Annotated in this window: 22 protein-coding genes; 11 read left to right on the forward strand and 11 right to left on the reverse strand. The window is 65.8% G+C overall.

The annotated features are described in order from the left end of the window. Positions 1 to 14 precede the first annotated feature (14 nt). Entirely contained in the window at positions 15 to 761 is a 747-nt protein-coding gene (locus Sj15T_RS13880; protein ID WP_013038696.1) for a YggS family pyridoxal phosphate-dependent enzyme, read from the forward strand. Here the strand turns inward: Sj15T_RS13880 and Sj15T_RS13885 are convergent. Both Sj15T_RS13885 and pdeM read right to left on the reverse strand, forming a co-directional pair. After that, positions 739 to 3,504: a TonB-dependent receptor gene (locus tag Sj15T_RS13885; RefSeq protein ID WP_013038697.1), complete on the reverse strand. Its 2,766-nt coding sequence runs from the start codon at positions 3,502 to 3,504 to the stop codon at positions 739 to 741. The genes Sj15T_RS13880 and Sj15T_RS13885 overlap by 23 nt on opposite strands. 190 nt (positions 3,505 to 3,694) lie before the next feature. Further along, positions 3,695 to 4,354, reverse strand: a complete 660-nt coding sequence (pdeM, locus tag Sj15T_RS13890) for a ligase-associated DNA damage response endonuclease PdeM (protein WP_007689342.1) — start codon at positions 4,352 to 4,354, stop codon at positions 3,695 to 3,697. Between the two features lie 53 nt (positions 4,355 to 4,407). On the opposite strand from pdeM, the gene Sj15T_RS13895 reads away from it, so the two are divergent. Further along, entirely contained in the window at positions 4,408 to 5,256 is an 849-nt protein-coding gene (locus Sj15T_RS13895; protein WP_013038698.1) for a rhodanese-related sulfurtransferase, read from the forward strand. A 486-nt stretch (positions 5,257 to 5,742) separates the two neighbouring features. Here the strand turns inward: Sj15T_RS13895 and Sj15T_RS13900 are convergent, their stop codons facing one another. Further along, complete coding sequence (locus Sj15T_RS13900) at positions 5,743 to 8,154, reverse strand: ligase-associated DNA damage response DEXH box helicase (protein WP_013038699.1); 2,412 nt, start codon at positions 8,152 to 8,154, stop codon at positions 5,743 to 5,745. Between the two features lie 270 nt (positions 8,155 to 8,424). Between Sj15T_RS13900 and Sj15T_RS13905 the strand changes: the two genes are divergently transcribed. Beyond that, positions 8,425 to 9,762, forward strand: a complete 1,338-nt coding sequence (locus tag Sj15T_RS13905; protein ID WP_013038700.1) for a cystathionine gamma-synthase family protein — start codon at positions 8,425 to 8,427, stop codon at positions 9,760 to 9,762. Next, entirely contained in the window at positions 9,759 to 10,688 is a 930-nt protein-coding gene (locus Sj15T_RS13910; protein WP_013038701.1) for a 2-hydroxyacid dehydrogenase, read from the forward strand. The genes Sj15T_RS13905 and Sj15T_RS13910 overlap by 4 nt, the downstream gene beginning before the upstream one ends. A 66-nt stretch (positions 10,689 to 10,754) precedes the next feature. Here the strand turns inward: Sj15T_RS13910 and Sj15T_RS13915 are convergent, their stop codons facing one another. Continuing rightward, positions 10,755 to 11,429 (reverse strand): HAD family hydrolase, encoded by a 675-nt coding sequence (locus Sj15T_RS13915; RefSeq protein WP_013038702.1) that lies wholly within the window; start codon positions 11,427 to 11,429, stop codon positions 10,755 to 10,757. Between the two features lie 99 nt (positions 11,430 to 11,528). Here Sj15T_RS13915 and Sj15T_RS13920 point away from each other — a divergent pair, with 99 nt between their 5' ends. The 4 genes from Sj15T_RS13920 to Sj15T_RS13935 are packed head-to-tail and all read left to right on the forward strand — an operon-like array spanning position 11,529 to position 15,068. Further along, positions 11,529 to 12,638 (forward strand): MlaE family lipid ABC transporter permease subunit, encoded by a 1,110-nt coding sequence (locus Sj15T_RS13920; protein WP_041386173.1) that lies wholly within the window; start codon positions 11,529 to 11,531, stop codon positions 12,636 to 12,638. Then, positions 12,638 to 13,486, forward strand: a complete 849-nt coding sequence (locus Sj15T_RS13925) for an ABC transporter ATP-binding protein (protein WP_013038704.1) — start codon at positions 12,638 to 12,640, stop codon at positions 13,484 to 13,486. Before Sj15T_RS13920 ends, Sj15T_RS13925 begins: the two co-directional genes overlap by 1 nt. Before the next feature lie 3 nt (positions 13,487 to 13,489). Beyond that, positions 13,490 to 14,452: an MlaD family protein gene (locus Sj15T_RS13930; protein WP_007689329.1), complete on the forward strand. Its 963-nt coding sequence runs from the start codon at positions 13,490 to 13,492 to the stop codon at positions 14,450 to 14,452. A gap of 7 nt (positions 14,453 to 14,459) precedes the next feature. Further along, positions 14,460 to 15,068: an ABC-type transport auxiliary lipoprotein family protein gene (locus Sj15T_RS13935; RefSeq protein WP_013038705.1), complete on the forward strand. Its 609-nt coding sequence runs from the start codon at positions 14,460 to 14,462 to the stop codon at positions 15,066 to 15,068. Positions 15,069 to 15,183: 115 nt separating this feature from the next. On the opposite strand, the gene pepN is transcribed toward Sj15T_RS13935, so the two are convergent. The 7 genes from pepN to Sj15T_RS13970 form a co-directional block, all read right to left on the reverse strand. Beyond that, entirely contained in the window at positions 15,184 to 17,781 is a 2,598-nt protein-coding gene (gene pepN, locus Sj15T_RS13940; protein WP_013038706.1) for an aminopeptidase N, read from the reverse strand. Between the two features lie 150 nt (positions 17,782 to 17,931). Further along, positions 17,932 to 18,834 (reverse strand): ParB/RepB/Spo0J family partition protein, encoded by a 903-nt coding sequence (locus tag Sj15T_RS13945; RefSeq protein WP_013038707.1) that lies wholly within the window; start codon positions 18,832 to 18,834, stop codon positions 17,932 to 17,934. A 14-nt stretch (positions 18,835 to 18,848) separates the two neighbouring features. Continuing rightward, the gene (locus tag Sj15T_RS13950) at positions 18,849 to 19,631 is read right to left on the reverse strand and encodes a ParA family protein (RefSeq protein ID WP_007689321.1); all 783 of its coding nucleotides are present in this window, start codon (positions 19,629 to 19,631) and stop codon (positions 18,849 to 18,851) included. Continuing rightward, the gene (gene rsmG, locus Sj15T_RS13955) at positions 19,628 to 20,269 is read right to left on the reverse strand and encodes a 16S rRNA (guanine(527)-N(7))-methyltransferase RsmG (protein ID WP_013038708.1); all 642 of its coding nucleotides are present in this window, start codon (positions 20,267 to 20,269) and stop codon (positions 19,628 to 19,630) included. Before rsmG ends, Sj15T_RS13950 begins: the two co-directional genes overlap by 4 nt. Next, the gene (mnmG, locus tag Sj15T_RS13960) at positions 20,266 to 22,116 is read right to left on the reverse strand and encodes a tRNA uridine-5-carboxymethylaminomethyl(34) synthesis enzyme MnmG (protein ID WP_013038709.1); all 1,851 of its coding nucleotides are present in this window, start codon (positions 22,114 to 22,116) and stop codon (positions 20,266 to 20,268) included. The genes rsmG and mnmG overlap by 4 nt, the downstream gene beginning before the upstream one ends. Before the next feature lie 58 nt (positions 22,117 to 22,174). After that, positions 22,175 to 23,458, reverse strand: coding sequence for a tRNA uridine-5-carboxymethylaminomethyl(34) synthesis GTPase MnmE (gene mnmE, locus Sj15T_RS13965; protein WP_013038710.1), 1,284 nt, complete (start codon positions 23,456 to 23,458; stop codon positions 22,175 to 22,177). Between the two features lie 21 nt (positions 23,459 to 23,479). After that, positions 23,480 to 23,740 (reverse strand): DUF6489 family protein, encoded by a 261-nt coding sequence (locus tag Sj15T_RS13970; protein ID WP_007689313.1) that lies wholly within the window; start codon positions 23,738 to 23,740, stop codon positions 23,480 to 23,482. Positions 23,741 to 23,898: 158 nt separating this feature from the next. On the opposite strand from Sj15T_RS13970, the gene Sj15T_RS13975 reads away from it, so the two are divergent. The 3 genes from Sj15T_RS13975 (at position 23,899) to Sj15T_RS13985 (ending at position 26,723) form a co-directional block, all read left to right on the forward strand. Beyond that, positions 23,899 to 24,597, forward strand: coding sequence for a dienelactone hydrolase family protein (locus tag Sj15T_RS13975; protein ID WP_013038711.1), 699 nt, complete (start codon positions 23,899 to 23,901; stop codon positions 24,595 to 24,597). A gap of 32 nt (positions 24,598 to 24,629) precedes the next feature. Beyond that, the gene (locus tag Sj15T_RS13980; RefSeq protein WP_041386177.1) at positions 24,630 to 25,580 is read left to right on the forward strand and encodes a quinone oxidoreductase; all 951 of its coding nucleotides are present in this window, start codon (positions 24,630 to 24,632) and stop codon (positions 25,578 to 25,580) included. 123 nt (positions 25,581 to 25,703) lie between these two features. Next, on the forward strand, positions 25,704 to 26,723 hold the full coding sequence (locus tag Sj15T_RS13985) for a phytanoyl-CoA dioxygenase family protein (RefSeq protein ID WP_013038713.1): 1,020 nt from the start codon (positions 25,704 to 25,706) through the stop codon (positions 26,721 to 26,723). Positions 26,724 to 26,923 lie beyond the last annotated feature (200 nt).

The raw sequence follows: 26,923 nt of genomic DNA on the forward strand, positions 1-26,923 counted from the left end.
CTATAGCAGCCCCCATGACGACCGACAGCATCGAAGCCGCAGACCGGCTGGCCGCGAACAGATTGGCCGGGATACGCGCCGCCATGGGCCGCACCGCCAGCCTGACCGGCCGCACCGCCGACGACATCACCCTGATCGCCGTGTCGAAGACGCAGGCGGCGGACGCCATCCGTCCGCTGATCGCGGCGGGCCAGCGGGTCTTCGGCGAGAACCGCGTGCAGGAAGCGGAAAGCAAATGGCCTGCCCTGCGGGATGAGCATGATGGCCTTCAACTGCATCTGGTCGGTCAGCTCCAGTCGAACAAGGCGGCCGATGCGGTCGCGCTGTTCGACGTCATTCATTCGCTCGACCGCCCGTCGCTGCTGACGGCGCTTGCCAGGGCGATGGATGCGGCGGACAGGCGCGTGCCCTGCTTCGTTCAGGTCAATATCGGCGCGGAACCGCAAAAGGGCGGCTGTCCGATCGCGGATGTGCCCGCGCTGATCCGCTCGGCGCGTGAGGCGGGCATTCCGCTGCTGGGCCTGATGTGCGTGCCGCCGGCCGACATCGAACCCGCGCCCTTCTTCGCGCTGCTCGCCAAGATGGCGCGCGAAGAGGGGTTGGAGGGACTCTCCATGGGCATGTCGGGGGACTATGAAACCGCGATCATGTTGGGCGCTACGCACATCCGCGTCGGCACGGCCCTGTTCGGGGAGCGCCCTGCCGCCCGCCCGACGCCGGGGAGCGGCAGGGGCATGATCAGAAACTCCCGCGCAAAGTGATGCCGTAGGTGCGGGGTTCGGCAAGATAGGCGGAGATGAGCTGGTTCGCCATCGGTGCGCCCAGGGCGAACTGGCCGGTTGTCGAGGTGGACGGGCTGCTCGACTGCAGCGGGGTGCTGAAGGCGACCTGGCTATAGTCCTGGTTGAAGATATTTTGGCCCCAGAATTCAACCGCCCAACGTTGCTGCGGTCCGCGGATGCCGACACGGGCGTTGAACACCGCATAGCCGTCCTGCCGCTTTTCGGGGAACAGGTCGGACCCGGTGTTGAAGTCGCTGCTCATGCGCCCATCGACATAGAAGAGCGCCGACAGGCCGTTGGAACCAAGCGAAGGCGTCCAGGCCGCGCTGACTGTCGTCACGACTTCCGGCGCCTGGGAGTTGATCGATCCCGGCAGCAGGAACAGCGCCGGATCGAGCGGCACCGTTCCGTTGCTGCTGCCGACCAGGCGGTTGGCGAACTTGGCGCGGGCATAGGTGAAGCCCCCGGCCACCCGCACGTTCCGCGCCGGCGTTGCCGACAGTTCCAGTTCCACGCCCTGGCTGATCAAGCCCGGTCCCACATCACCGCCAGCGCAGGTCCGCGCCGCCGTCAGCGCCCCGTCGCAGCCATTGATGTTTTGCACGACGAAGCTGGTGCCGTTGAAGGTGTTTAACTGGAAATTCTTGAACTCCTGCCGGAAGGCGGCGATGTTCGCGCTCCATTTGGGCTGGGTATATTTCAGGCCCACTTCGAACGCGTCCACCTTTTCCGCGGCGAAGCGCAGGCTGGTCACGTCGGCGTTGGTGCGCGGCGCGAACACGGCCGGCACCGCGTTCAGGCCCGTCGATCCGAGCTGGAAGCGGTCGAGATTGTAGCCGCCTGCCTTATAGCCCTTCGAATAGCTGCCATAGACCAGCAATTCCTGGATCGGCTTCCACGACAGGACGGCGGTGCCGGAAAATTCCCCGTCGCTGATCTTGTCGTTGAGGTCGAGCGCGTTCAGCCCCGTCGACCCGTTGCCGAGACAACCCAGGGTCAGGATTCCGCCCGCCAAGGCCGCCGCGCTGCCGAGCTGCGCATTGGTTGCGATGGCGGGAAGGCTGGACGCTTGCAAGGCCGCGCAGGTGGCGTTGTTATTGTTGAAATCGGCCGAGAAACGCTTGCTTTCATGGGTGTAGCGCAGGCCCAGCGTCAGATCGAGCTGGCTGGTGATGTGGACGATATTATGGGTGAACAGCGCCCAATTCTCGCTTTTCTGATGGTAGAGCGAGGCAACGTCGCCGGTGCCCGACGGGATCGCGGCCAGCGCGCGGAGACCGTTGCCCAGGCCGGTGGAAATCGCCCCGGCCTGCAAGGCTGGAACGCCGGCAAGGATGAGGCCGGCGTTAAGCTGCGCCTGCGTGCCGGTGATCAGCGCCTGCGTCGCAAGCCCGCTGCCACAAGCGGCAAGCTGCGCCGCCGTCAAATTGCTGTTGACGCTCGCTCCCGCCATCAGGCGACAGGCGGCAAAGCGGCCATAGTCCGCGCCGAAGACGATATTATCCTCCAGCGTGAGCTTTTCATGCGCATAATAGCCGCCGACCAGCCAGTCGAGCACATCGTTGAAGGCCGATCCCTGCGCCCTGAGTTCCTGGGTGAAGGTCTTGAACTGACGATGGGTGTTGGGATCGCGGTAGAGCAGGTCGGCCCCGCCATAGTCGTAATCGCCATAATCCTGGCTCTTGTAATGGCGATAGGCGGTTATGCTGGTCAGCTTGGTGCCGCCTAGGTCATAGTTGATCTCCCCCGAAACGCCCCAATCCTTGAGCTTGCTCACATAATTCCGGCCGGCCGTGATGGTGAGGTCGCGATCATAGGGATCGGCGCCAAAGACGCTGCCTTGCCCCGCCAGGATGGCGGCGATCCGGTTGAAGGGCGCCGTGCTGTAGCCGCCGCCCGCGACCGGGCGGCGTTCCCGCGTCTCGATATAGGGGGCGCCGCAGCAGCTTTCGTCGCGATGGGTATAATCCCCGATGAGACGGATGGAGAGCGCGTCATTCGGCTGGAACAATGCCTGCCCGCGCAGGAAATAACGGTCGCGGTCATTGGTTTCCCCAACCTTGGCGCCGCTGGCGTTCACCAGGTCGTAGAAGCCGTCCCGCTTCGACCAGACGCCGTCCAGGCTGAGCGCCAGCTTGTCGGTGACCGGCCCGGTGACGCGGCCCGCCAGACGCCAATAATCATAATTGCCGTAGGTGACTTCGGCTTTTCCGCCCAGCGTGAATTCCGGCGCCTTGCTGATGATGTTGATGAGGCCGGCGGACGCGTTGCGCCCGAACAGCGTGCCCTGGGGGCCGCGCAGCACCTCCACCCGCTCGATCTCGCCCAGTTCGTTGAGGCCGGCGCCGGTGCGGGAGCGATAAACGCCATCGATGAACACCGCGACCGAGCTTTCCAGCCCCGGATTGTCGCCCACCGTGCCGATGCCGCGGATGCGCGCCGAGGCGTTGGCCTCTGTCCCCGTGGAGGAGAGCAGCAGCGAGGGAGCCAATTGGTTGAGCGCGCGAATGTCTGTCGCGCCGCTATTCTGCATCGCCTGCGACGTCACGGCGGACACGGCGATCGGCACGTCGGACAGCGGGCTGGCGCGTCGGGTCGCGGTTACGATGATGTTGACGTTTTCGGAATCGACGGCTGATCCGCTGTCCTGCGCCCATGCGACCGGAACGCTGCTGCCCAATGCAATGGCACCGACAGAAATCAGCCAAAGGCTTTTCTTCATAATGATGCTCCCTCTACCTAAACCGCGCGACTTTGCATCGCGTCGAAATTATTGTCGAACTATGATGCCACAGCAGCATGAAGGCAAGATATGGCTGCTTTTCAGGGGCTTTTATCCTAAATGGCGGCCGGATTTTCATGCACTGTTACCTAAAGGAGACAGCTTTAATTCCGGTTTCCGCTACGTCCGCTTACGCTAAGGGAAAACGCAGCAGCCGACCGGCGACCGGCAACAAGGCGCTCGCCCCCGACCCCATTACCCGGCGGATTTCCCCATGACCGGCATCGAGACCGCCCGTTAGCGCTCCCAGAGCGGGCAGGATCAACTTGGTCCGCGATTCGACGAAGCAGCGCCGCGACACGTGGCGGCCGCGCACCGACAGGCGGAATTTGGGATGGAAGTGCCCCGAAATCTCCGGACGGGGATCGGCGGGATCCGCTTCGTGCCGCAGCCATATGCCGTCGACCTGCATGTCCGCGCACCGGGCGCCGCCGGGCGCCTGCGCCATGCCGGCATCGTGGTTGCCGGTGATCCAGACCCAGTCCAGCCTGTCCGTCAGCGCCGCCAGCCTTGCCCGCGCCGTCGGGTCGAGCCGCGCCGCGCCATCGGCATCGTGAAAACTGTCGCCCAACGACCAGACGGCCCGCGCGCCGGTCCGCTGGACCAGCATCTCCACCATGTCGAGCGTCGCCTGGCTGTCGTGCGGGGGCAGGAATTGTCCGGATCGGGCGAACCAGCTCGCCTTTTCGAAATGCAGGTCGGCCACCAGCAAGGCGGAGCGCGCCGGCCAGAACAGCGCGGCCTCCGGCAATGCCAGGAAATCGTGACCCGCGAACGAAAGGGGAACCATGCCCTGCCTATGCCCCCTTGCCCCGCCGCTTTCAAGAGGGCGGCGAAGCGGCTATGGGCGCTGCGATGAAATCCGCTTTCACCATTGCCGCGCTCTACCGTTTCGCCGCCTTCGACGATCCCGAGGCGATTGCCCGCGATTTGCGCTTGCTGTGCGCCGATCTTGGCGCCTGCGGCACGCTGATCGTCGCGGCGGAGGGGATCAACGGCACGGTCGCTGGAAACGACAGGGCGATCGCGGCGCTGGTGGCGCACATCAGGACATTGCCGGGCTGCGCCGACCTCGACGTCAAATATGCCCATGGCGACGACCCGCCCTTCGCCAGGATGAAGGTGAAGGTGAAGGCGGAGATCGTCACCCTGGGCGCGGGCGATCTCGATCCGGCGCATCAGGCGGGCACGCATCTCGATCCGGCGGAGTGGAACGCCCTGATCGCCGATCCCGACACAGTCCTCATCGACACGCGCAACGCCTATGAAGTGGCGGTCGGCAGCTTCGAGGGGGCGATCGATCCGGGCACGCGCTCTTTCCGCGATTTCCCGGCCTGGTTCGACGATTTTGCCGGAAAGCTGCGCGAGGAGGGCCGCAAGCCGCGCATCGCCATGTTCTGCACAGGCGGTATCAGATGCGAAAAATCGACGGCGCTGGTCCGGGCGCGGGGATTTGAAGAGGTCTATCATCTGCGCGGGGGCATCCTGCGCTATCTGGAGGAAATGCCGGAGGAAGATAGCCGGTGGCGGGGCGACTGCTATGTCTTCGATGAGCGGGTGGCGGTGGGCCACGGGCTGAAGGCGGGCGATTACGTGACCTGCCGCGCCTGCGGGCTTCCGCATCTTCGGGACGCGGCGCATGATTGCGCGGCGGACGGATCGGGCGTCTGGCCCCATAGGAAGCAAGGCTAGCAGGAATGGAATGCGCCTTCGCCTGCCGAAATTTCATTTGGCCTGATGCGAAAAAGCCACTGCCCATTTCGCTGTGAAACGGATTTTTGCGCCGGTTCCGGGGCCGCCGCCGGACACCGGAAGCCCGGCGCGCCTGGAAAAATCCCTGATTTTCAAGGATGATTGCGTTTCGTGCAATCGCAGATCGCTTCTTCGCATTTGCGGGACTGCGCGATCTGGGCGAAGAAGGCCCTGCCTTTCAGGCATCCTCTCCTAAAAACTTTCAGGCTGGTCTTCGGATCGGCCTTTTTTTTTGTCGTCGCGCCGGTATAAGCAGAGGCCGCTCACCGCAGCGCCTTAAAAATATATTGGGAGAGGGGCCGCCGGAAAGACCGGCACCGGCGAAGCGGGGAGCAGAGGGGGATTGAGCGACGATGTCGCTCTCCCCCTTCCCGTATCCTTCCTGACATGATGGGGAGGCCGGGAATGGCCGCTTCCACCGTCCTTTCAATCCGGGCGCATGGCCTCCGCCACCAGGGCTTCAGCCTCTATCAGCAGGGCGTCCTCCACCGCATGCTGGGCGACCTGCTCGCGTCCGATGAGGATGAGCACCGGGACGGCGAGCGGACTTACCCGGTCGAGATCGACATGCAGCATGGTGGCCGATGCGCGGTCGATCAGGTCGCCCAGCCGTCCCACATCGGTCATCCGGGCGCGGGCGTCGGCCCAGGCGGCCTTCAGCAGCAGATGGTCGGGCTGATATTTGCGCAGCACGTCGTAGATGAGGTCGGTCGAGAAAGTGACCTGCCGCCCCGTCTTGCGCTTGCCGGGATGCTGGCGCTCGATCAGGCCGGAGATCACCGCCACGTCGCGAAAGGCGCGCTTGAGCAGGCTCGATTGCTCGACCCATTGGATGAATTCATGATCCAATATGTCGGCCGAAAACAGGCTTTGCGGGTCCGTGACCGGCTTCAGGCCATAGACGGCGAGCGCATAGTCGTTGGAGACGAAGCCCATCGGCATCAGTCCCTGCGCGTCCATGCGGCGGGTCAGCAGCATGCCGAGCGACTGGTGCGCGTTCCAGCCTTCGAAACTGTAGCAGACGAGATAGTGGCGGCCCTCATGGGGAAAGGTCTCGATCAGCAATTGCCCAGGTTCGGGCAGGGCGGATCGATATTTCTGCACCTCCAGCCAGTCGCGGACATCGTCCGGGAAGCGGCCCCACTGGTCGGGTTCGGCCAGGAAATGACGGACCCGGTCGGCGAGGCGCGTCGACATCGCCATGCGGGTGCCGCCCCAGGTGGGGATGCGCGCCTGTTTGGACGTGGCGCGGACGACAAGGTCGGTCGTGTCCATCCGCACCGCCTCCAGCGCGATGCCGGAAAAGAAGAAGCTGTCGCCGGGGCGGAGCGTGGCGGCGAACCCCTCCTCCACCGTGCCCAGTTTCCGGCCGTTGGCGAAGCGGACGTCCAGCACCGGCTGGTCGACGATGATGCCCGCATTCAGGCGGTGCTGCTGGACGAAGCGGGGATGGGAGACGCGCCACAGGCCGTCGGCGCCAAGCGTCAGCCGCTTGAATCGGTCATAGGCGCGCAGGGCATAGCCGCCGCCTTCGATGAAATGGAGGACATTGGCGAAGGCTTCCTCCGTCAGCGCGCCATAGGGAGTGGCGGAGCGGATTTCGGCCAGCAGTTCCTCCTCGCGGAAGGGCGCGGCGCAGGCGAGGCCCATGACATGCTGGGCGAGGACGTCGAGGCTGCCGGGGCGGAAATCGTCGGTGTCGCGCTCGCCCGCCTCGACCGCGTCCAGCGCGGCGCGGGCCTCCAGATATTCGAAGCGGTTGCCGGGGATGAGGATCGCCTCGCTGGGCGTGTCGAGGCGGTGATTGGCGCGGCCGATGCGCTGGAGCAGGCGGGAACTGCCCTTGGGCGCGCCCATCTGGATCACGCAGTCGACATTGCCCCAGTCGACGCCCAGGTCGAGCGAGGCGGTGGCGACCAGGGCGCGGAGTTTTCCCGCCGCCATCGCCGATTCGACCTTCCGCCGCGCCTCGATCGACAGGCTGCCATGGTGGATGGCGATGGGCAGGTTCGCCTCGTTCACCGACCAGAGGGACTGGAAGATGAGTTCGGCCAGCCCCCGCGTGTTGCAGAAGACCAGCGTGGTGGCGCGGCGCTCAATTTCCTCCATCACCTGTTTGGCGGCATATTTGCCGGAATGGCCGGACCAGGGAATGCGTCCGTCGGGGATCAGGATGGCGACATGGGGATCGGCGCCCGCCTCGCCCATGACGGGGGTGACGGCGCCGATGTCGCCGTCCGGGGCCAGCCAGGCGCGATAGGCGTCGACATCCGCGACCGTGGCGGACAGGGCGACGCGGCGAAGGCCGGGGTTGATGCTCTGGAGCCGGGACAGCGAAAGGTTGAGGATGTCGCCGCGCTTCTGGGTGGCGAAGGCGTGGACCTCGTCGATGATGACGGTCTTCAGCCCCGCAAACATCAGGAAACTGTCGGCATAGCTCAGCAGCAGCGAGAGGGATTCGGGCGTCGTGAGCAGAATCTGGGGCGGGCGCGCGCGTTGGCGGGCCTTGCGGTCGGAGGGGGTGTCGCCGGTGCGGGTCTCCACGCGGATCGGCAGGTCCATTTCCTCGATAGGGGTGAGGAGGTTGCGGCGGACGTCGACGGCAAGGGCCTTGAGCGGCGAGACATAGAGGGTGTGGAGGCCTTCGCCCGGATTTTCGATCAGGTCGGTGAGGGTGGGCAGGAAACCGGCCAGCGTCTTGCCCGCGCCGGTAGGAGCGACGAGCAGCGCGTGATCGCCGGATCGGGCGGCGGCCAGCATGTCGGTCTGGTGGCGACGGGGCGTCCAGCCGCGGGATGTGAACCATTGCTCCAGCGGTTCGGGTAGGCGTTGGTTCATGGGAGATGTGTAGGACGGCAGCGCGCAAAGGTCATGCCCATTCAACGCTGCCTTGCTTCAATCGCTCCGTGACCTTGCGCAGGGAGGAGCCCAGTTCGGGCGGCGGGACTGGGCTCCCGCCTTCGCAGGAGCACGGCGTGTCGTGTAATTTAAGTTTGATTGCATGAAATAATCTTATCGAACGCCTCTGGCCCCTTTCCCCCGAAAAGCGTTACACTCCCTGCCATCGGAGCGGCGCAGCAGACGCCGCGAACATGCAGGAGATCATTGATGACCGGCGAAACCGAAGCCGACCTCACGGGCGCGGAGCCCACGCGCAACCGCCGCCGTCCCAAGCAACCGATCATGGAGATTGAAGGCCGCAAGTTGAAGCCCGCGACGCTGATGATGGGCCACGGCTATGACCCCACTTTGTCCGAAGGATCGCTGAAGCCGCCCATCTTCCTGACGTCCACCTTCGCCTTCGAAAGCGCGGCGGCGGGCAAGCGGCATTTCGAAGGGGTGACGGGCATTCGCCCCGGCGGTGCGGAGGGCCTCGTCTATTCCCGCTTCAACGGCCCCAATCAGGAGATTGCGGAGGACCGGCTGTCGGTCTGGGAAGAGGCGGAGGACGCCCTGCTCTTTTCCAGCGGCATGTCGGCCATCGCGACCACCCTGCTCGCCCTGGTGCAGCCGGGCGACGTGATCGTGCATTCCGCGCCGCTCTATGCCGCGACCGAATCGCTGATCGGGCGCATATTGGGCAAGTTCGGCGTGCAATGGCTGGATTTCCCCGCGGGCGCGACCGAGGAAGAGATTGGCGCGGTGATCGAGAAGGCCAAGGGCCTGGGCCGCGTCGCGCTGATCTATCTGGAAAGTCCGGCCAATCCGACCAATGTGCTGGTCGACCTGGAAGCGGTAGTTGCGCGGCGCGACTTTTCCTTCGCAGGCGAAGAACATCGCCCGCCCGTCGCCATCGACAACACCTTCCTCGGCCCGCTCTGGCTGCATCCGCTGAGCCATGGGGCCGATCTGGTCATCTACAGCCTGACCAAATATGCGGGCGGACATAGCGACCTGGTCGCTGGCGGCGTGCTGGGGTCCAATGCGCTGATCAACACGATCCGGCTGATGCGGAACACCATCGGCACGATCCTGGACCCGCATTCGGCCTGGATGCTGCTGCGGTCGCTGGAGACGCTGGAACTGCGCATGAGCCGGGCGGGCGAGAATGCCGCCAGGGTCTGCTCCTGGCTGAAGGACCAGCCGCAGGTGGAGAAGGTCGTCTATCTCGGCTTTCCGGAGACTGAGCGGCAGGCCGACATATACCGTCGCCATTGCACGGGCGCGGGATCGACCTTCTCGCTCTACCTCAAGGGCGGCGAGGCGGAGGCCTTCGCCTTTCTGGACGCGCTCAAGATCGCGAAGCTCGCCGTCAGCCTGGGGGGCACGGAAACGCTGGCGAGCCATCCCGCGGCGATGACGCATCTGTCCGTCCCTGCCGAACGGAAGAAGGCGCTGGCGATCGGCGACAATATGGTGCGCATCTCCATCGGCTGCGAGGATGCGGAAGACCTGATCGCGGATTTCGCGCAGGCCTTGCGCGCGGTGGAGGGAGCGGGCGGATGACGGATCGGCCGCTGATCCTGGTGGCGCAGCCGCATATGGCGCCGCTGCTGGATGCGCTTTCCCCCCGCTATGACGCCATGGCCCTGTGGGAGGAGAAGGGGCAGGCGCGGCTGGCGGAAGCCGAGGCGCTGGTGACCGCGGGCGAGTTCCGGCTCGATCCGGCGATGCTGGAGCGGATGGAGAAGCTGCGGCTGATCGCCTGCTTCACCGTGGGCTATGATGGGGTGGACCTGGACTGGGCAAGGGCGCGGGGCGTGGCCGTGACCCATGGGGGGGACGCCAATGCGGAGGATGTGGCGGACCATGCCCTGGGGCTGATCCTCGCCCATCGGCGGCTGATCGTCCTGGGCGACCGGCAGGTGCGGACGGGCGAGTGGACAGCCGGCGCGAAGATGCTGACCCGGTCGATGGCGGGCGCCAGGATCGGCATCGTCGGCATGGGCAGCATCGGAATTGCCCTGGCAAAGCGCGCCGAAGCGATGCGCATGCGGATCGGCTGGTGGGGGCCGAGGGAAAAGCCGGAACTGGTCTGGCAGCGGGCGGAGGGGCTGGAGGCGCTGGCGCGCGACAGTGACGTCATGGTGATCGCGGCCAAGGCGACGGAGGAGAATCGCGGGATGATCGATGCGTCCGTGATGGACGCGCTGGGACCGCAGGGGCTGTTGGTGAATGTCGCGCGCGGGCAGTTGGTGGTGGAGGATGCGCTGATCGCGGCTCTGCGCGAAGGACGGCTTGGCGGAGCGGCGCTGGACGTGTTCGAGAACGAGCCTACGCCGGCGGGGCGCTGGGCCGATGTGCCGAACGTCGTGCTGACGCCGCATATGGGCGGCGCGACCTATGAAGCGGTCGGACGGATGCGGGACATGTTGCTGGCGAACCTTGCTGCCTTTTTTGCAGGGGAGGCGTTGGTCTCGCCGGTCGGCTAAGTATGGCGTGCTCCTGCCTTCGCAGGAGCACGTTATTTCGAGCCGCCTGACATGCTCGCCGCTCCGCTACGCCCAATCCACCCGCGTCCAGCCCCGTTCCGCCGCCAGCCTGGCCAGCGGCTTGTGCGGGTTGGAGGCGAAGGGGATGTCCGCGAACTCCAGCATCGGCGCGTCCGACACATGGTCGGAATAGGCGCGGATATGCGCCTGCGTCCGGTCGATGGCTTCGGCGGCCATCCATGCCTTGATCATGCGCAGCTTGCCCGTGTCGTAGCAATTTTCCCCCGCGATCCTGGCGCGGACATAGCGCAGATCCTGCGAGAGATGGTCGGTCGCGATCACAGCATCGAAACCCAGCCGCCGGGCGATGGGTTCGACATAGAGCCGGTAGGAGGCGGTGGCGAGGACCAGCCGGTAGCCGTTCGCCCTGTCCTGCGCGATCTGCGCCAGCGCGCCGGAGCGGACATTGCCCGCCACCACCTTCGCCGCATAGCTTTCCACATGGGGCATCAGCCGGGCGCGTTCCACGTTGAAGCCGATCATCAGCGCCTGGTTCAGTTCCTTCAGCCGCTGGCGGCTGATCAGCTTCAGCACATAGGCCAGCATCAGCAGGATCACGCCCGGAAACAGCGCCAGACGCCAGGGCGCCATGCCTTTGGCGACGTGGATCAGGAAGCCGGTATAGGTGCCGGTGAACGTCACCGTGCGGTCCATGTCGTAGATTGCGAGTCTGTGCGTCATGCCATGTCCGAAACTTTTTGGGTCGCCCCTTCGTTTGATCGTGCGGATGGGCCGTTTCGGCTTGCCGTGCAACCGATAATGGACCACATCTCCGCCTTGATGAACAAAGCCGCTGATCTTGCTCAGGAAGTCCGCGAGGGCAGGACAGTCATTCGGCTTTCGGGCAATTTGTCCATCGCCTGCCTGCATGACCTGCCCGACCGGCTGGACGCGATAGAGGGTCCGGTCGACACCATCGACCTGTCGGACGTGGGCCATATGGACACGATCGGCGCCTGGGTGCTGCACCGCGCGATCAAGCGGCTCGACTGCGGGATCACGGGCGACAAATGCGACGCGGAGCGGCTGATCGCGACGGTCGGCAGCGTGGACGAGCCGGTAAACATCCGTCCCGACCATGAACCGCCCTGGCAGCGGGTGGTCGGGCAGATCGGCGAAGCGGTGGTCAATTCGGGCACGACCCTGCTGGGGCTGCTGGGCTTCTTCGGCGGCACGCTGGTGGCGACATGGAACGTCATCCGCCATCCGGGCCGCTTCCGCATCAACGCCGTGGTGCAGCGTTTCGAGGTGGTGGGCGTGTCCGCGCTGGGCATCATCGGCCTGATGAGCTTCCTGATCGGCATCGTCATCGCGCAGCAGGGTTCGGTGCAGCTTCGCCAGTTCGGCATGGAGATGCTGACCATCAACCTGGTCGGCCGCCTCACCTTCCGGGAACTGGGCGTGCTGATGACCGCGATCATGGTCGCGGGCCGCTCCGGCTCCGCCTTCGCCGCGCAACTGGGCACGATGAAGCTGACCGAGGAGGTCGACGCCATGCGCACCATCGGCGTGTCGCCGATGGAGGCGCTGGTGCTGCCGCGCACGCTGGCGGTGGTGGTGATGATGCCGCTGCTGGGCTTTTATTCCTCTATCGTCGCGATCATCGGCGGCGGGTTCCTCTGCGCGGTTTCGCTCGACATTCCGCCGATCACCTTCGTCCAGCGGTTGCGGGAGGTGGTGCCGATCCATGACCTGTGGGTAGGGTTGATCAAGGCCCCGGTCTTCGGCGTGATCATCGCGCTGGCGGGTTGTTTCCAGGGCATGCAGGTCAAGGCCAATGCCGAGGAAGTCGGCCTGCGCACCACGGCGGCGGTGGTGCAGGCGATCTTCCTGGTGATCGTTATCGACGCCTTCTTCGCCGTCTTCTTCACCTGGGTGGGCTGGAACTGATGGCGCAGGAGGAAGAAATCAGCGCCGAGGAAGCGCGAATCGAGGAGGCGGTCCAGCATGACGGCATCGCCATATCCGTCCGCAACCTGCGCAACAGCTTCGGCGATCAGGTGGTGCATGAGGGGCTGAACCTGGACGTGCGCAAGGGCGAGATATTGGGCGTGGTCGGCGGATCGGGCACCGGCAAGTCGGTGCTGATGCGCTCCATCATCGGCCTCCAGACCCCGGACGAGGGCGAAATCCACGTCTTCGGGGAATCGATGATCGGCCGGCTGGACAATGAGGCGCTGGCGATACGCAAGCGGTGGGGCGTGCTGTTCCAGGGAGGGGCGCTCTTTTCGACGCTGACGGTGGCGGAGAATGTCGAAGTGCCGATCCGCGAATATTATCCCAATATCGGCCCGAAGCTGCGCGACGAGATCGCCGCCTACAAGATCCGCCTGACCGGCCTGCCCGCCGAGGCCGGGCCGAAATATCCCGCCGAATTGTCGGGCGGCATGAAGAAGCGCGCCGGGCTGGCGCGGGCGCTGGCGCTCGACCCGGACCTGCTGTTCCTGGATGAGCCGACGGCGGGGCTGGACCCTATCGGCGCGGCGGCCTTCGACGATCAGACGCGGCGGTTGCAGCAGACGCTGGGGCTGACCGTCTTCCTCATCACCCATGATCTCGACACGCTCTATTCGATCTGCGACCGGGTGGCGGTGCTGGCGGACAGGAAGGTGACGGCGGTCGGCACTATCGATGAATTGCTGGCGACCGACCATCCCTGGATTCAGGAATATTTCAACGGCCCGCGCGGGCGCGCCGCGACGGCGGCGGTGGCCCGCGAGAAGGACAAGAGGCGATAGACTATGGAAACCCGCTCCAACCATGTGCTGGTGGGCACGGTCACGCTGCTGTTGCTGGCGGCGATCATGATCGCGGCTTTCTGGTTCTCGCGCCTCTCCCAGGGCGACAATATGGAATATGACATCTTCTTCAAACAGTCGGTCAACGGCCTGGCCAAGGGGTCCAGCGTCAACTATTCCGGCGTCCCTTCCGGCCAGGTGGAGAAGATCGAACTCTGGAAGCGCGATCCCAGCTTCGTGAAGGTGCGCATTTCGGTGAAGGAGGGCACGCCCGTCCTGCAGGGGACCACGGCGACCATCGCCGGGGTGGGCTTTACCGGCGTGTCGGAAATCGTGCTGGACGGCGCGGTCAAGGGCGCGCCGCCGATCGTCTGCCCGGCGGAAAACCCCCTCGCCTCCTGCCCCGATGGCGTGCCGGTGATCCCGACCAAGCCGGGGGCGCTGGGCGAATTGCTGAACAACGCGCCGCAACTGCTGGAGCGGCTGTCGACGCTGACCGAGCGGCTCACCGAATTGCTGAACGACAAGAATCAGCAGTCGATTGCCGGCATCCTCGCCAATGTGGAGCGGATTTCCGGCTCGCTGGCCGACCGCAGCCCGGAAATCGCCGCGACGCTGGCCGAAGCGCGCATCGCCGTGCAGCGCACCGGCATCGCCGCCGAGCAGATCGGCAAGCTGGCCGCCTCCACCGACGCCATGGTGAATGATGAGGGCCGCCCGCTGCTGGCCGACCTGCGCAAGAGCATCCAGTCGGCGACGCGCAGCATCGACACGCTCGACAAGACCATTGCGGAGGCGCAGCCGGGCGTTCGCGCCTTCAGCAACCAGACCATGCCGGAGGTCAACCAGCTGGTCCGCGACCTGCGCGAAATGTCGCGATCCTTCCGGGGCGTGGCGGAAAAACTCGACCAGCAGGGCGCGGGGTCCATCGTCGGATCGCCCAAGCTGCCCGATTACAAGCGATAAGAGGGACATGATGATGTTTCACGGGAAACTGGGTCTGGCGGCCGTCGGCGCATTGATGCTGGCGGGCTGCGTGTCCTTCGGCGGGAAGCCGCCGGAGCGTCTCCTGTCGCTGAACGCTGCGCAGAAGGTCGCGCCGGGCACGTTGCGCAGCGCCTCCTCCGGCACCTCCATCACCGTGGCCGATCCCGAAGCGCCCAAGATGCTGGACACGGTTCGGGTGCCGGTGATCACATCGCCCACCTCGGTCGCCTATGTGACGAAGGTGCAATGGGCCGACACGCCGCGCCACCTGTTCCAGAAGCTGCTGGCGGAGACCATCGCCGCCACCAGCAACCGCATCGTGCTGGATCCGGGGCAATATTCGGCGGACGCCGGGCAGCGGTTGATGGGCGAACTGGTCGATTTCGGCGTGGACGAAGCGAGCAACAGCGCAGTCGTGACCTATGACGCGATGCTGGCCGGGCCGGGCGGCACGGCGATCGCCAAGCAGCGCTTTACCGCCAGCGCGCCGATTGGCGGGAAGATCGACGCCAACAGCGTCGGCGCGCCGCTGAATGCCGCGGCGAACAAGGTGGCGGCGGATGTCGCGGCATGGCTGGCGTCTTCGGGGCGGTAGATGCCCTTCCCTGCCGTCACCCCAGCGAAAGCTGGGGTCTCGGGAGGACAGGTTGGCGGTCGAGGCCTGACCCCAGCTTTCGCTGGGGTGACGAGTTTTCGAGGAGGGCGCGCCCCTACTCCAGGCTCTTGCTGACCTGCTCCGTCACGTCCTTCGACAGGCCCGGTTCAAGCAGGATGCGCTGCAACTCCGCTCGCATCATCGCGGCGCGGGCTTCATCAAAGCGTCTCCAGCGTCCCAGCGGCGGCACCAGCCGGGCGGCCGTCTGCGGGTTGAGCTTGTCGAGCGCGACGATGCAGTCGGCCACCAGCCGATAGCCCTTGCCGGACTTGTGGTGGAAGGCCCATTGGTTGCCCGCGAAGGCGCCATAAAGCGCCCTCACGCGGTTGGGATTGGCCAGGGTGAAGTCCTTGTGCCTGCCCAGTTCCTCGACCAGGTCGACCGTGTCGGGATGGAAGGCGAAGGCCTGGGTCTGGAACCATTTGTCCAGCGTCAGCGCGTCGTCGCGATAGCGGTTGTAGAAGATGTCGAGCGCGGCCTCCCGTTCCGCGCTGGCGCCGTTGGCCAGGGTCGCGAGCGCAGCCTGACGCTCGGTCATATTGTCCGCTTCGCTGAACTGGCCGAAGGCGACGGTCGCGCCATCGGCGGCGCCTGACGCGGCGAGATAGAGCAAGGCGGTGTTGCGCAGCTTGCGCGCGCCCTTGGCGGCGGGCGACAGGGCGAAGGCGTTGGCCTTCGTCTTGCCGTGCATGTCGCGCCACAGCGGTTCCAGTTCCGCGCCGATCCGCCGTTGCAGCGCGTCGCGGGCGGCGTGGATCGCGTCGGGATCGACCACCGCCATCTGGTCGCCCAGATAGGCTTCGCTCGGCAGGCGGATCGCTTCGGCGATGAAGGCCGGGTCGAGCAGCGGATTGGTGACCGTGTCGCGGATCGCGGCGACCACCGCATCCTCATCGACCGGCTGCCCGCCGATGCGGCCGACGAGGACATTTACCATGAGCTGCTGCATCGCCTCATAACGGGCGAAGGGGTCGTCGTCATGGGCGGACAGGAAGGCGAGGTCGGCCTGGCTGCGGTTGGTTTCGACGATCACCGGCGCGGAAAAGCCGCGGTTGATCGACAGGATCGGAGCCGTCGGCCAGCCCGCGAAGGTGACGCTTTGGCGCGCCTCCGTCAGCATCAGCAGTTCGTCGCCGCGATGCTGGCCGGTTTCGGGGTCGAACAGGGCGGTGCGCAGCGGGATGGCCATGGGCCGCTTTTCCGGCTGGCCGGGGGTCGGCGGGACCGACTGTTCCAGCAGCAGGGTCACGCTCTGCGTGGCGGGATCGTGGCTCAGCAGCGCCCGGACATGGGGGGTGCCCGCCTGCTCATACCAGAGGCGGAACTGGGCGAGGTCGATCTCGCCCCCATCCTCCATGGCGCGGACGAAATCCTCGCAGGTTGCCGCTTCGCCGTCATGCCGGTCGAAATAGAGGTCGGTCCCGGCGCGAAAGCGCTCCGGGCCGAGCATCAGGGCCATCATCCGGATCAGCTCCGCGCCTTTGTTATAGATGGTGGCGGTGTAGAAGTTGCTGATTTCCATATAGGATTCGGGCCGAACAGGATGGGCGAGCGGGCCGCTGTCCTCCTGGAACTGGGCGGCGCGCAGGATGCGGACGTCCTCGATCCGCTTGACGGCGTGCGATCCCATGTCGGCGGAGAAATTCTGGTCGCGGAAGACGGTGAAGCCTTCCTTCAGGCTCAACTGGAACCAGTCCCGGCAGGTAACGCGGTTGCCCGACCAGTTGTGGAAATATTCATGCGCCACCACGCCTTCGACGCCGTCATAGTCGATGTCTGTCGCGGTTTCCGGATCGGCCAATATGTAGCGCGAATTGAAGATGTTGAGGCCCTTATTCTCCATCGCGCCGAAGTTGAAGTCGGCGACGGCGACGATATTGAACACGTCCAGATCATATTCCCGGCCATAGACCCGCTCGTCCCAGGCCATGCTGTTCTTGAGCGCCTGCATGGCGTGGGCGGTGCGGGGCAGGTCGGCTTCCCTCACCCATATGCCCAGTTGCACTTCACGCCCGCTCATCGTGACGAAGCGGTCGGCGTTGCAGGCCAGGTCGCCCGCGACAAGCGCGAACAGGTAGCAGGGCTTGGGAAAGGGGTCGTTCCAGCGCGCCCAATGCCGCCCGTCTGGCAGGTCTCCTTGCTCGACAGGATCGCCATTGGCGAGCAGCACCGGATAGAGCGCCTTGTCCGCCGTCATGCGCACGGAATAGCGCGACAGCACATCGGGCCGGTCGGGGAAGAAGGTGATCCGCCGGAAACCCTCCGCCTCGCATTGGGTGCAGAGCAGCCCGCCGCTGGCATAAAGCCCCATCAGCTTGCTGTTGCCCTGGGGCGCGATCTCCACGAACGTTTCAACCATATGCGCGGAGTTTGAAAGCGCGATCGTCAGCGTTCCGCCGTCCAGCGACCATTGGTCGGCCGCGAGAACCGCGCCGTCGACCCTGATCTCAAGCGGCAGGAGGCCGTCGCCGTCCAGCCTCAACGGCCGGTCATGGTCGCCGTTGCGCGTGACCGATAATGTCGCATGGACGCGGGTGGCGGCGGCGTCGAGGGCGAAATCCAGCGCGATGTCGGGAACCAGCCAGTCGGGCGGCCGATAGTCCTGGCGGCGGACGATGTGGGGGATGGTGAGAGAGGAGGAATTGTCTGCCATCTGCGCAGGCTAGAACATGATCCGCCTCGATTGAAGCGGATCATGTTCCTATCTTCTTTTTGTTTTTCCTATTTTCCAGGCGCCGGTCGATTTCGCCCCGGCTCGAAAGCATTTTCGTACGTGAAGTCGAAAATGCCTGGGCCTGTCGGTTCAGATGCGTTCCCCGGAAAGGCGCTGGCACAGCATGTCGAGCTGGTCCAGCGTGGAATAATGCAAAGACAGGGTGCCGTTGCCGCCCTGCGCATAGTCGATGTCGACCTTCACGCCCAATATGTCGGCCAGATGCTGTTCCAGCGCCGCGATGTCGGGATCATCGTCCCTGGCGGCGGCGGGGCGCTTGCGGCCGGGGGCGCCATCGCCCTTCTTGGCGCGGCGGACGAGTTGTTCCGTATCGCGCACCGACAGGCCCTTGGCTTCGACGGTTCGGGCGAGATTTTCGCAATCCGGCGCGCCGATCAGGGCGCGGGCATGGCCCATGCTGAGCTTTTGTTCGATCACCTGCCGTTGAACGGGCGCGGGAAGATCGAGAAGGCGCATCAGGTTCGCCACATGGCTGCGCGACTTGCCGACCAGCCGGGCCAGCGCCTCCTGGCTGTGCTGGAACTCCGCGATCAGCTTGCGATAGGCCTCCGCCTCCTCGATCGGATTGAGGTCTTCGCGCTGGATATTCTCGATCAGCGCGATTTCCAGCGTTTCCGCCTCGTCGAAATCCCTGACGATGGCGGGGATGCGGTGAAGCTGCGCGCGCTGCGCCGCCCGCCACCGGCGTTCTCCCGCGACGATCTGGAACCCGCCGCCATGGGGACGGACGATGATCGGCTGGATCACTCCGCGCTTGCCGATGCTGTCGGCCAGTTCCTGCAACGCGCCCTCGTCGAAGTGGCGGCGGGGCTGTTCGGGATGAGGCTGGATCAGCGCGACTTCGATGCTCTGGATCGCCTTGGTGGACGGCGGGGCGACGGCGGTGGGCGCGACCGGCTCCTCCCGCGCCACATCGCCGAGCAGCGCCGACAGGCCCCGGCCAAGGCCATGGGGGCGCTTGGCCGATTTCATGACGTTTTCGTTATTCAAGCAGCAACCTCCTGCCGGGGCAGGCGCGCGATCAGTTCACGCGCCAGACGCATATAGGCTTCCGATCCCGAACAGCGGAAATCGTAGATGAGGGCCGGCACACCATGGCTGGGCGCTTCGGACAGGCGCACATTGCGCGGAATGACCGTGGAAAAGACCAGATCGCCCAGGCAAGCCCGCACATCGTCGGCCACCTGGTCGGTCAGGCGATTGCGCCGGTCATACATGGTGAGCGCCACGCCCATGATGGAAAGGCCGGGATTGAAGCGGCCGCGAATGCGCTCCACCGTCTGGAGCAGTTGCGACAACCCCTCCAGCGCGAAAAATTCGCATTGCAGCGGCACCAGCAGGGATTGCGCCGCAACCATCGCGTTGATCGTCAACAGGCCGAGCGAGGGCGGGCAGTCGATCAGGCAAATGTCCCAGCGGCCGGGCTGGGCCTCCGCCAGCACGCGCTCCAGCCGGTGGGTGCGTTCCTCATATTCGATCAGTTCGATCTCCGCCCCGGAAAGATCCTGGGTCGCAGGGACGATGTCGAGCTTGGGCACGCGCGTGCTGATGATCGCATCTTCCAGCGCGCAATTGCCGACCAGCAGGTCATAGCTGGATTGTTCGCGGTCGGACTGGTTGACGCCCAGGCCGGTCGAGGCGTTGCCCTGGGGATCGAGATCGACCAGCAGGACGCGAAGCCCGGTGGCGGCCAACCCCGTGGCCAGATTGATGGCAGTGGTGGTTTTTCCGACGCCGCCCTTTTGATTGGCGATGGCAATACGGATCATCCTCGGCCCTTCCTCCTGACGGATCGAACCGCCTGCGCGACGATGATGGCGCTGTCGGCATCGGTCACGCTGCGTTCCACGTGGAACGCACCTTGCCATGATCGAGTCGCCGCCTCCAGTTCATTCTGCGCATTTCGTCCTTTTGGCAGCACCCAGATGGTCTTTTCATCGGCCAGATGCTCGGCCGATTCGAGCAACTTGGGCAATGGGGCATAGGCGCGGGCGCTGATGACGGCCGCAGCGGCGGTCGGCACGCTCTCCACGCGTCCGCCGAAGACCGCTGCATTGGGCAAGCCCAGTTCGGCGATGACGTCGTTCAGGAAGTCGATACGCTTGCGCCGCGATTCCACCATCTCGACAGGACGCCGGGTGAGAATCGCGACCACGATGCCGGGCAGGCCCGCGCCCGATCCCAGATCGATCCATTTCCCATCCCCCGCATTGTCGGCGAGCGGGATCAGCTGGGCGCTATCGACGATGTGCCGCGCCCAGATATGCGGACGGGTGGATTCCGCGATGAGATTTTGTCGTCCCATCTCATCCAGGATCACGGCGACATAGCGCTCCAGCCGGTCCCATGTTCCACGTGGAACATCGAACCGGGTTTGCAGCCATAGCCGCGCATCTTCCTCCGTCACGCGGCGCGCCGCCTTATATGGACGAGAAGGGCGGCCAGCGCCGCCGGCGTTATGCCGCGAATGCGACCCGCTGCAGCAAGCGTATCGGGACGCGCCAGAGTGAGCCGCTCGACCATTTCGGTCGACAGCCCCCCAATGGCGGCGAAATCGAAACCCGCTGGAATGACGACGCGCTCATTGCGGCGCATTTCCGCGATCTCCGCCTCCTGCCGTTCCAGATAGGGCGCGTAATGCGCATCCTCCAGCAGTTCCTCGCGCAGGTCGTGCGATATGCGGGACAATGTGGGCGCAAGTTCGCATAGCAGCGAACGCCCGACTTCCGGAAAACGCGCCCATTCGAACAGCGAGCGGCGCGCGCCGTCCTGCCGGACCGGCGCGCCCGACCTGGCCATTTCCGTGGCGGAGAAGGTGCGGCTCAATTCCTCCTCGACCGCTGCCCGCTCGTCATGGCGCCTGGCGTAATAAGCGGCGCGTTCCTCGCCCAGAACGCCATGCTCGAAGCCGATTTCCGCCAATCGAGTGCCGGCATTGTCCGCCCGCAGCCTCAGCCGATATTCGGCCCGCGCCGTCAGCATGCGATAGGGCTCGGTCACGCCCTGCAGGACCAGGTCGTCGATCATCACGCCGATATAGCTGCTGGCCCGATCCAGGATGAGCGGCCCTTCCCCCCTCGCCCTGGCGGCGGCGTTGATCCCGGCCAGCAGGCCCTGCGCCGCCGCTTCCTCATAGCCTGTGGTGCCGTTGATCTGCCCGGCGCAGAAAAGGCCGGGGATGGCCTGAACCTCCAGGGTCGCGTCCAGCGCTCGCGGATCGATATGGTCATATTCCACGGCATAGCCCGGCACCCGAATGTCGGCCTTTTCCAGCCCGGCCATGGATCGGACCATGGCCAGTTGGACATCGGCCGGCAGCGAAGTGCTGATGCCGTTGGGATAGACCAGATGGTCGTCCAACCCTTCGGGTTCCAGGAATATCTGATGTCCGTCCCGATCCCCGAAGCGGATCACCTTATCCTCTATGGAGGGGCAATAGCGCGGCCCCCGGCCCTCAATGGCTCCGCTGAACAAGGGCGAACGCCCCAGCCCTTCCCGAATGATGGCATGGGTCCGGTCATTGGTGCGGGTGATGGCGCAACTGAGTTGCGGCAATGGGCGACCGGGCGACAGGGCTGACATGGTCCAGCCTTCCGCGTCCGAAGGTTGCGCCTCCAGTGCGGCCCAGTCGATGGTGCGGCCATCGATCCTGGGCGGAGTCCCCGTCTTGAGCCTGCCCATGGGCAGGTCGAGGGCACGAAGCTGAACACCGAGCGCGGTCGCGGCTCTCTCGCTGATGCGGCCGCCCGTCAGCGTCTCCTCGCCGCGGAACAGCTTGCCGCCCAGGAACGTGCCGGTCGCCAGCACCACCGAGGGCGCATGAAGCCTGCGGCCATCAGCCAGGCTGAGGCCAGCGACGGCCCCTTCCGCCAGCAGCAGCCCGACGGCTTCTCCCTCGACAATTTCAAGACCGGATTGGGCATCCAGCAGGCGGTGGATCTCGGCGCGATAGCGCTTGCGATCCGCCTGCACGCGCGGCCCCTGGACCGCCGCGCCCTTGCTGCTGTTCAGCATGCGATAATGGATGGCGGCGGCGTCGGCGGCGCGGGCGATCAGGCCGTCCAGCGCGTCCACTTCGCGCACCAGATGGCCCTTGCCCAACCCGCCAATGGCCGGATTGCAGGACATGGCGCCCACCGTCGCCCTTTCGAAGGTCAACAGCGTGACCGCCGCGCCCTTGCGCGCCGCTGCGCCAGCCGCTTCGCAGCCTGCATGGCCGCCGCCGACCACGATCACGTCATAGCTTGTCCGCATGCGCGCCCCTTAACAGAAGTCAGGCGGTCGGGTCAAAACTGTTCCACGTGGAACATCGCTATTTTCCGATGCAGAATCCGGCGAACAGGCGGTCCAGCATGTCCTCCGTGCCGGCTCGCCCCGTCAGCAGGTCAATCGCATGGCGAGCCTGCCGCAACTCTTCGGCGACGATCAGCAAATCGTCCGAACCCTGCGCGGAAGTCAGATGCGCATGCAGCCGGGCCGCGCCTTCGCGCTGCCGCTGGTGCAGGGCATAGTCGCCTTCTCCCGGCAGGAGCATGGCCGCCCGTTCGAGCAGCATGGAGGCGAGACGATCCATCCCCTCCCCCGTCACGGCGGAAAGGGGCAGGCCGGGTCGGTCCGCTTTCGCGTGGCGATCGCACTGGGCAGCGATCACTATCGCATCTTCCCGTGGCGCTTCATCCGCCGGGCCGAGCCAGAGGATGATGTCCGCTGCCTCCAGCGCGCCGCGTGCCCTGTCGATGCCGATCGCCTCTATGGCATCGCCCGTTTCACCGCGCAGGCCCGCCGTGTCCGTAAAAAGAAAGGCGGTGCCGCCCAGCGCGGCGGGCACCTCGATCCGATCACGGGTGGTCCCCGCCACGTCCGAGACGATGGCCGCATCCCGCCCCACAAGCCGGTTGAGCAGCGTCGATTTGCCCGCATTGGGCGGCCCCGCCAGGACCACGCGAACGCCGTCCCTCAGCCGCTCCGCCGATGGCGAGGCGAGCACGGCGCGGACATCCTCCGCCAAAATGCGAACGCCCTGCCCGATCCGCGTTTCTATGCCGTGGTCCGGCACGTCATCCTCATCGGAAAAATCGAGCGCCGCCTCGGTCATTGCGGACAGGTCAAGCAATGTCCGCAGCCATTGCTCCACCCTTTGCGAAAAATGACCCTCCGCCATCAGCAGGGCCGCCCGGCGCTGCTGCTGCGTCTCGGCCGCCAGCAGGTCCGACAGGCCCTCCACGGCATTCAGGTCCATGCGGCCATTGGCGAAGGCGCGCCGCGTGAATTCCCCCGCCTCGGCCCGGCGCAGTCCTTGCAGGGAAGCCAGCGCCTGCTCGACCGCGGCGATGACGGCGCGCCCGCCATGGCAGTGCAGTTCCGCCAGGTCTTCGCCGGTCGCCGTGTCGGGGCCGGGAAACCACAGGACCAGCGCCCGGTCCAGCAACGCGCCGTCACGCGGATCGCGCAATGAGGACAGCCGCGCGCGTCTGGCCGGCGGCAGGCTTCCGGCCAGCGCCAGCAGCGCCTGCCCCGCCCCCGGTCCGCTGATCCGCACGACGGCGATGCCGGCGGGAGGCGCGCCGCTCGACAAGGCAAAGATGGTCTCCGTCACGGCGCGTCGTCGCGAAGGGGATCAGCCTGGATTCTTGTCGCCATTCTTGCCCGGCATCCCCGCAAGGCCGATGTCCATCATCTGTTTGAACAGGCGCATCCCGGCATCGCCCAAGGGCGAAAAACTCCTGAACAGCGTTTCCATCTGCTCGACATTGGCGACGCCGTCGAAGCTGTCGAGCATCGTTTTTACATATTTGTCGTGAATGGGGGTGACATCCGGCAGCCCCAGGAAAGCCCGGGCCTCCGCAGGAGTGCAGTCGACGTCCACGCTTACCTTCATAACCTGCTACCCTTTGCTGCGCCCTCGCTTTACAACGCCTCATGCCGCAACAAGGGCAACCAAGGCAAATTTTTTGACGGCTGGCATGGTTGCGCTCGGCCCCGCAAGCGCCATTATGCCCTTCCCTGGACATGACGCGATTTGAGAAGGACTTTCCCATGGCAGCATTCACATCCATCCCCACGCTGGAGGGCGATGCCCGCTTCGATGTCTTTGTCGCCCGGCCGGAGGGCGCGCCCAAGGCCGCGATCGTCGTAATCCAGGAAATCTTCGGCGTGAACGAGGGCATCCGCCGCAAATGCGATAGCTGGGCGGCGGCCGGCTATCTGGCCATGGCGCCCGATCTGTTCTGGCGCGAAAAGCCGCATGTCGAACTCGACGCCGACATAGGCGAGGAGCTTCAGGCGGCCTTCGGCCATATGCAGAAATTCAACCAGGATCAGGGCATTCGCGACATAGAGGCCACGATAAAGGCCGCCCGGGCCGAATTGGGGCAAGGCGGCAAGGTCGGCCTGGTCGGATATTGCCTGGGCGGGCGGCTGGCGTTCATGTCGGCCTGCCGCACCGACGGCGATGCCTTCGTGGCCTATTATGGCGTCGGCATCGACGGCCTGCTGAACGAACAGCATGCCATCGGCAAGCCGGTGCTGCTGCATGTCCCCACCGCCGACGGCTTTGTCCCGCCCGACGTGCAGCGCAAGATGCATGAAGGGCTGAAGGACAATCGCCATGTCACGCTGCACGATTATGAGGGGCTGGACCATGGCTTCGCGGCCGAAATGGGGGCGCGCCGCAATGAGGCGGCGGCGCAGCTTGCCGACGGCCGGACCGCGGATTTCTTCGCGGCCCATCTCTGAACGGGGACAACGGCATGACGCAGGCATGGCGGATGGTGGCCCGCAGCCATGGCGGGCCGGAGGTGATCGCGCGGGAAGGGTTCGACCCCGGCCTGCCGGGTGAAGGCGAATTGCTGATCGCGCAGGATGCCGTCGGGCTGAATTTCATCGACACCTATTATCGCAGCGGCCTCTATCCCGCGCCGCTGCCGACGCCGCTGGGCGCCGAGGGCGCCGGCCATGTCGCCGCCGTGGGTCCGGGCGTCGCCGGCTTTGCCGTGGGCGACAAGGTGGGCTGTGCGGTCGGGCTGGGCGCCTATGCCACGCATCGTCTGGTGCGCGCCGACCAGGCGGTGAGGATTCCGGATGGCGTCACGACGCAGGATGCGGCGGCCATGATGCTGAAGGGCATGACCGCCTGCTATCTGGCGGAGGACATCGTCACCCTGGAGGCCGGGCAGTGCGCGCTGGTCCACGCCGCCGCCGGCGGCGTGGGTTCCGTGCTGGTGCCGTGGCTGCGCGACAAGGGCGTGGTCGTGATCGCCCATTGCGGATCGGCGGAAAAGGCGGCGAAGGTGGATGCCGAACATAGCCTGCACGGCGGCTTCGACAGCCTGGCCTCCGCCGTGCGGGAGATCACCGGGGGCCGCGGCGTCGACGTTGTCTATGACGGCGTGGGCAAGGATAGCTGGAGCGCGTCGCTGGCCTCGCTCAGGCGGCGCGGCCTGATGGTCAGCTACGGCAACGCCTCCGGCGCGGTGCCGCCGATCAGCCTGCTGGAACTCAGCCGGGGCGGGTCGCTCTACGTCACCCGCCCGACATTGTTCGACTATATCGCCACTCCCGAAGAGTTGGCGCGAACCGCCGAAAGGCTGTTCGACCGCATGGCGCGGGGCGTGGCGAGGACCGTCGTCGGCCAACGATTTCCCCTGGCCGACGCGGCGGACGCGCACCGCGCGCTGGAGGCCCGGCAAACCACGGGAAGCACGCTGCTGATCCCCTGACGGCGGCGGGCAGGGCGGGAACTGGATGGCAGAGCGTGGCGCATTGCTGGAAACGCATTGTTTTCCAAGGGGAATGGCATATTCCGCTCGACTGGGGCCGACCGGAATGGCAAGGCGCCGTCGATGAACGCCCTTGCGCCCCTGCTCGCGCCTCTCTGGTTCGCCCAGCTATTCACCGGCGCCAAATCCTTCGTCGACAATCCGCTGATCGGTTCGACGCGGCTCAACGCGCTGGGGCTGCATGCGGGGCGGGTGCGGGCGGCGCAGGCGCTGGCGGCGGCGCGGCGCAGGCGGCTGGCCGACGGCGTCGATCCGGAACATCGGGGGATTTTCGACCGGGACGGTGTCGTCGAAATCCGGGATTTCCTGCCCGCCGCGACCTTTAGCGCCTTGCAGGAACAGCTTTTCAGCTATCGCGGACCTGCGCGGGAGATGGTTCAGGGCGATACGATCACCCGCCGCCTCGCGATGGACCCCGCCGCGCGCCGGGCGATCCCGGCCTTTGAGGATTTTCGCCGCGATCCCCGCTGGCAGGGTCTGGCCCGCTATGTGTCGGGTTTCGACATAGAGCCGCTGCTCTATGTCCAGTCGATCCTGCCGCGCCGTCGCGATGCCGCGCCCGATCCCCAGCTCGCATTCCATGCCGACACCTTTTATCCCGCGATGAAGGCCTGGCTGTTTCTGGAGGATGTGCCCGTCGAAACCGGACCCTTCGCCTATGTGAAGGGTTCGCACCGCTTGACGCCGCAGCGGCTGGCCTGGGAAAAGCAACGCAGCCTGGGCGCGCGGGACGGCGATTGCCGCCTTTCGGCGCGGGGATCGCTGCGGATCGACGTCAGCGAACTGACGGGGCTGGGCCTGCCGCAACCGAGCGTCTTTGCCGTGCCCGCCAATACGCTGCTGATCGCCGACACGTTCGGCTTCCATGCCCGCAGTCCGGCCAGCGCGCCCGCCACCAGGGTGGAGATCTGGGCCTATGGACGCCGCAACCCGTTCCGGCCGATCAAGGGATGGGATGTCTGGAGCCTTCCCGGCATAGCCGAGCGGCGCATCCCGTTGCGCTGGTGGCTGGGCGACAGGGCGGGCGGCTGGATCAGGCAGCCATGGCTGCCGGTCGGCGTCAAGGGTGCGGCGGACGGGTGATCCTGGCAAGGGCGGCACTGGGTTCCTGCCTGCGCAGGAACACCGATGCGCAATCCCTCCGGAAATTCGTCCTGGCGAGGTTGAACCGCGCAGGAACCTGCGATTTCAACGCATCCGGACGGGCCTTGGGGCGGGTTTCGATCCGATCGGATAAGATCGCCGCCCTGGATTCTGTGTTTTCGGCGATTTCTTGACCAGCG

It is taken from the genome of Sphingobium sp. TA15 (assembly GCF_037101235.1).
Lineage (GTDB): Bacteria > Pseudomonadota > Alphaproteobacteria > Sphingomonadales > Sphingomonadaceae > Sphingobium > Sphingobium indicum.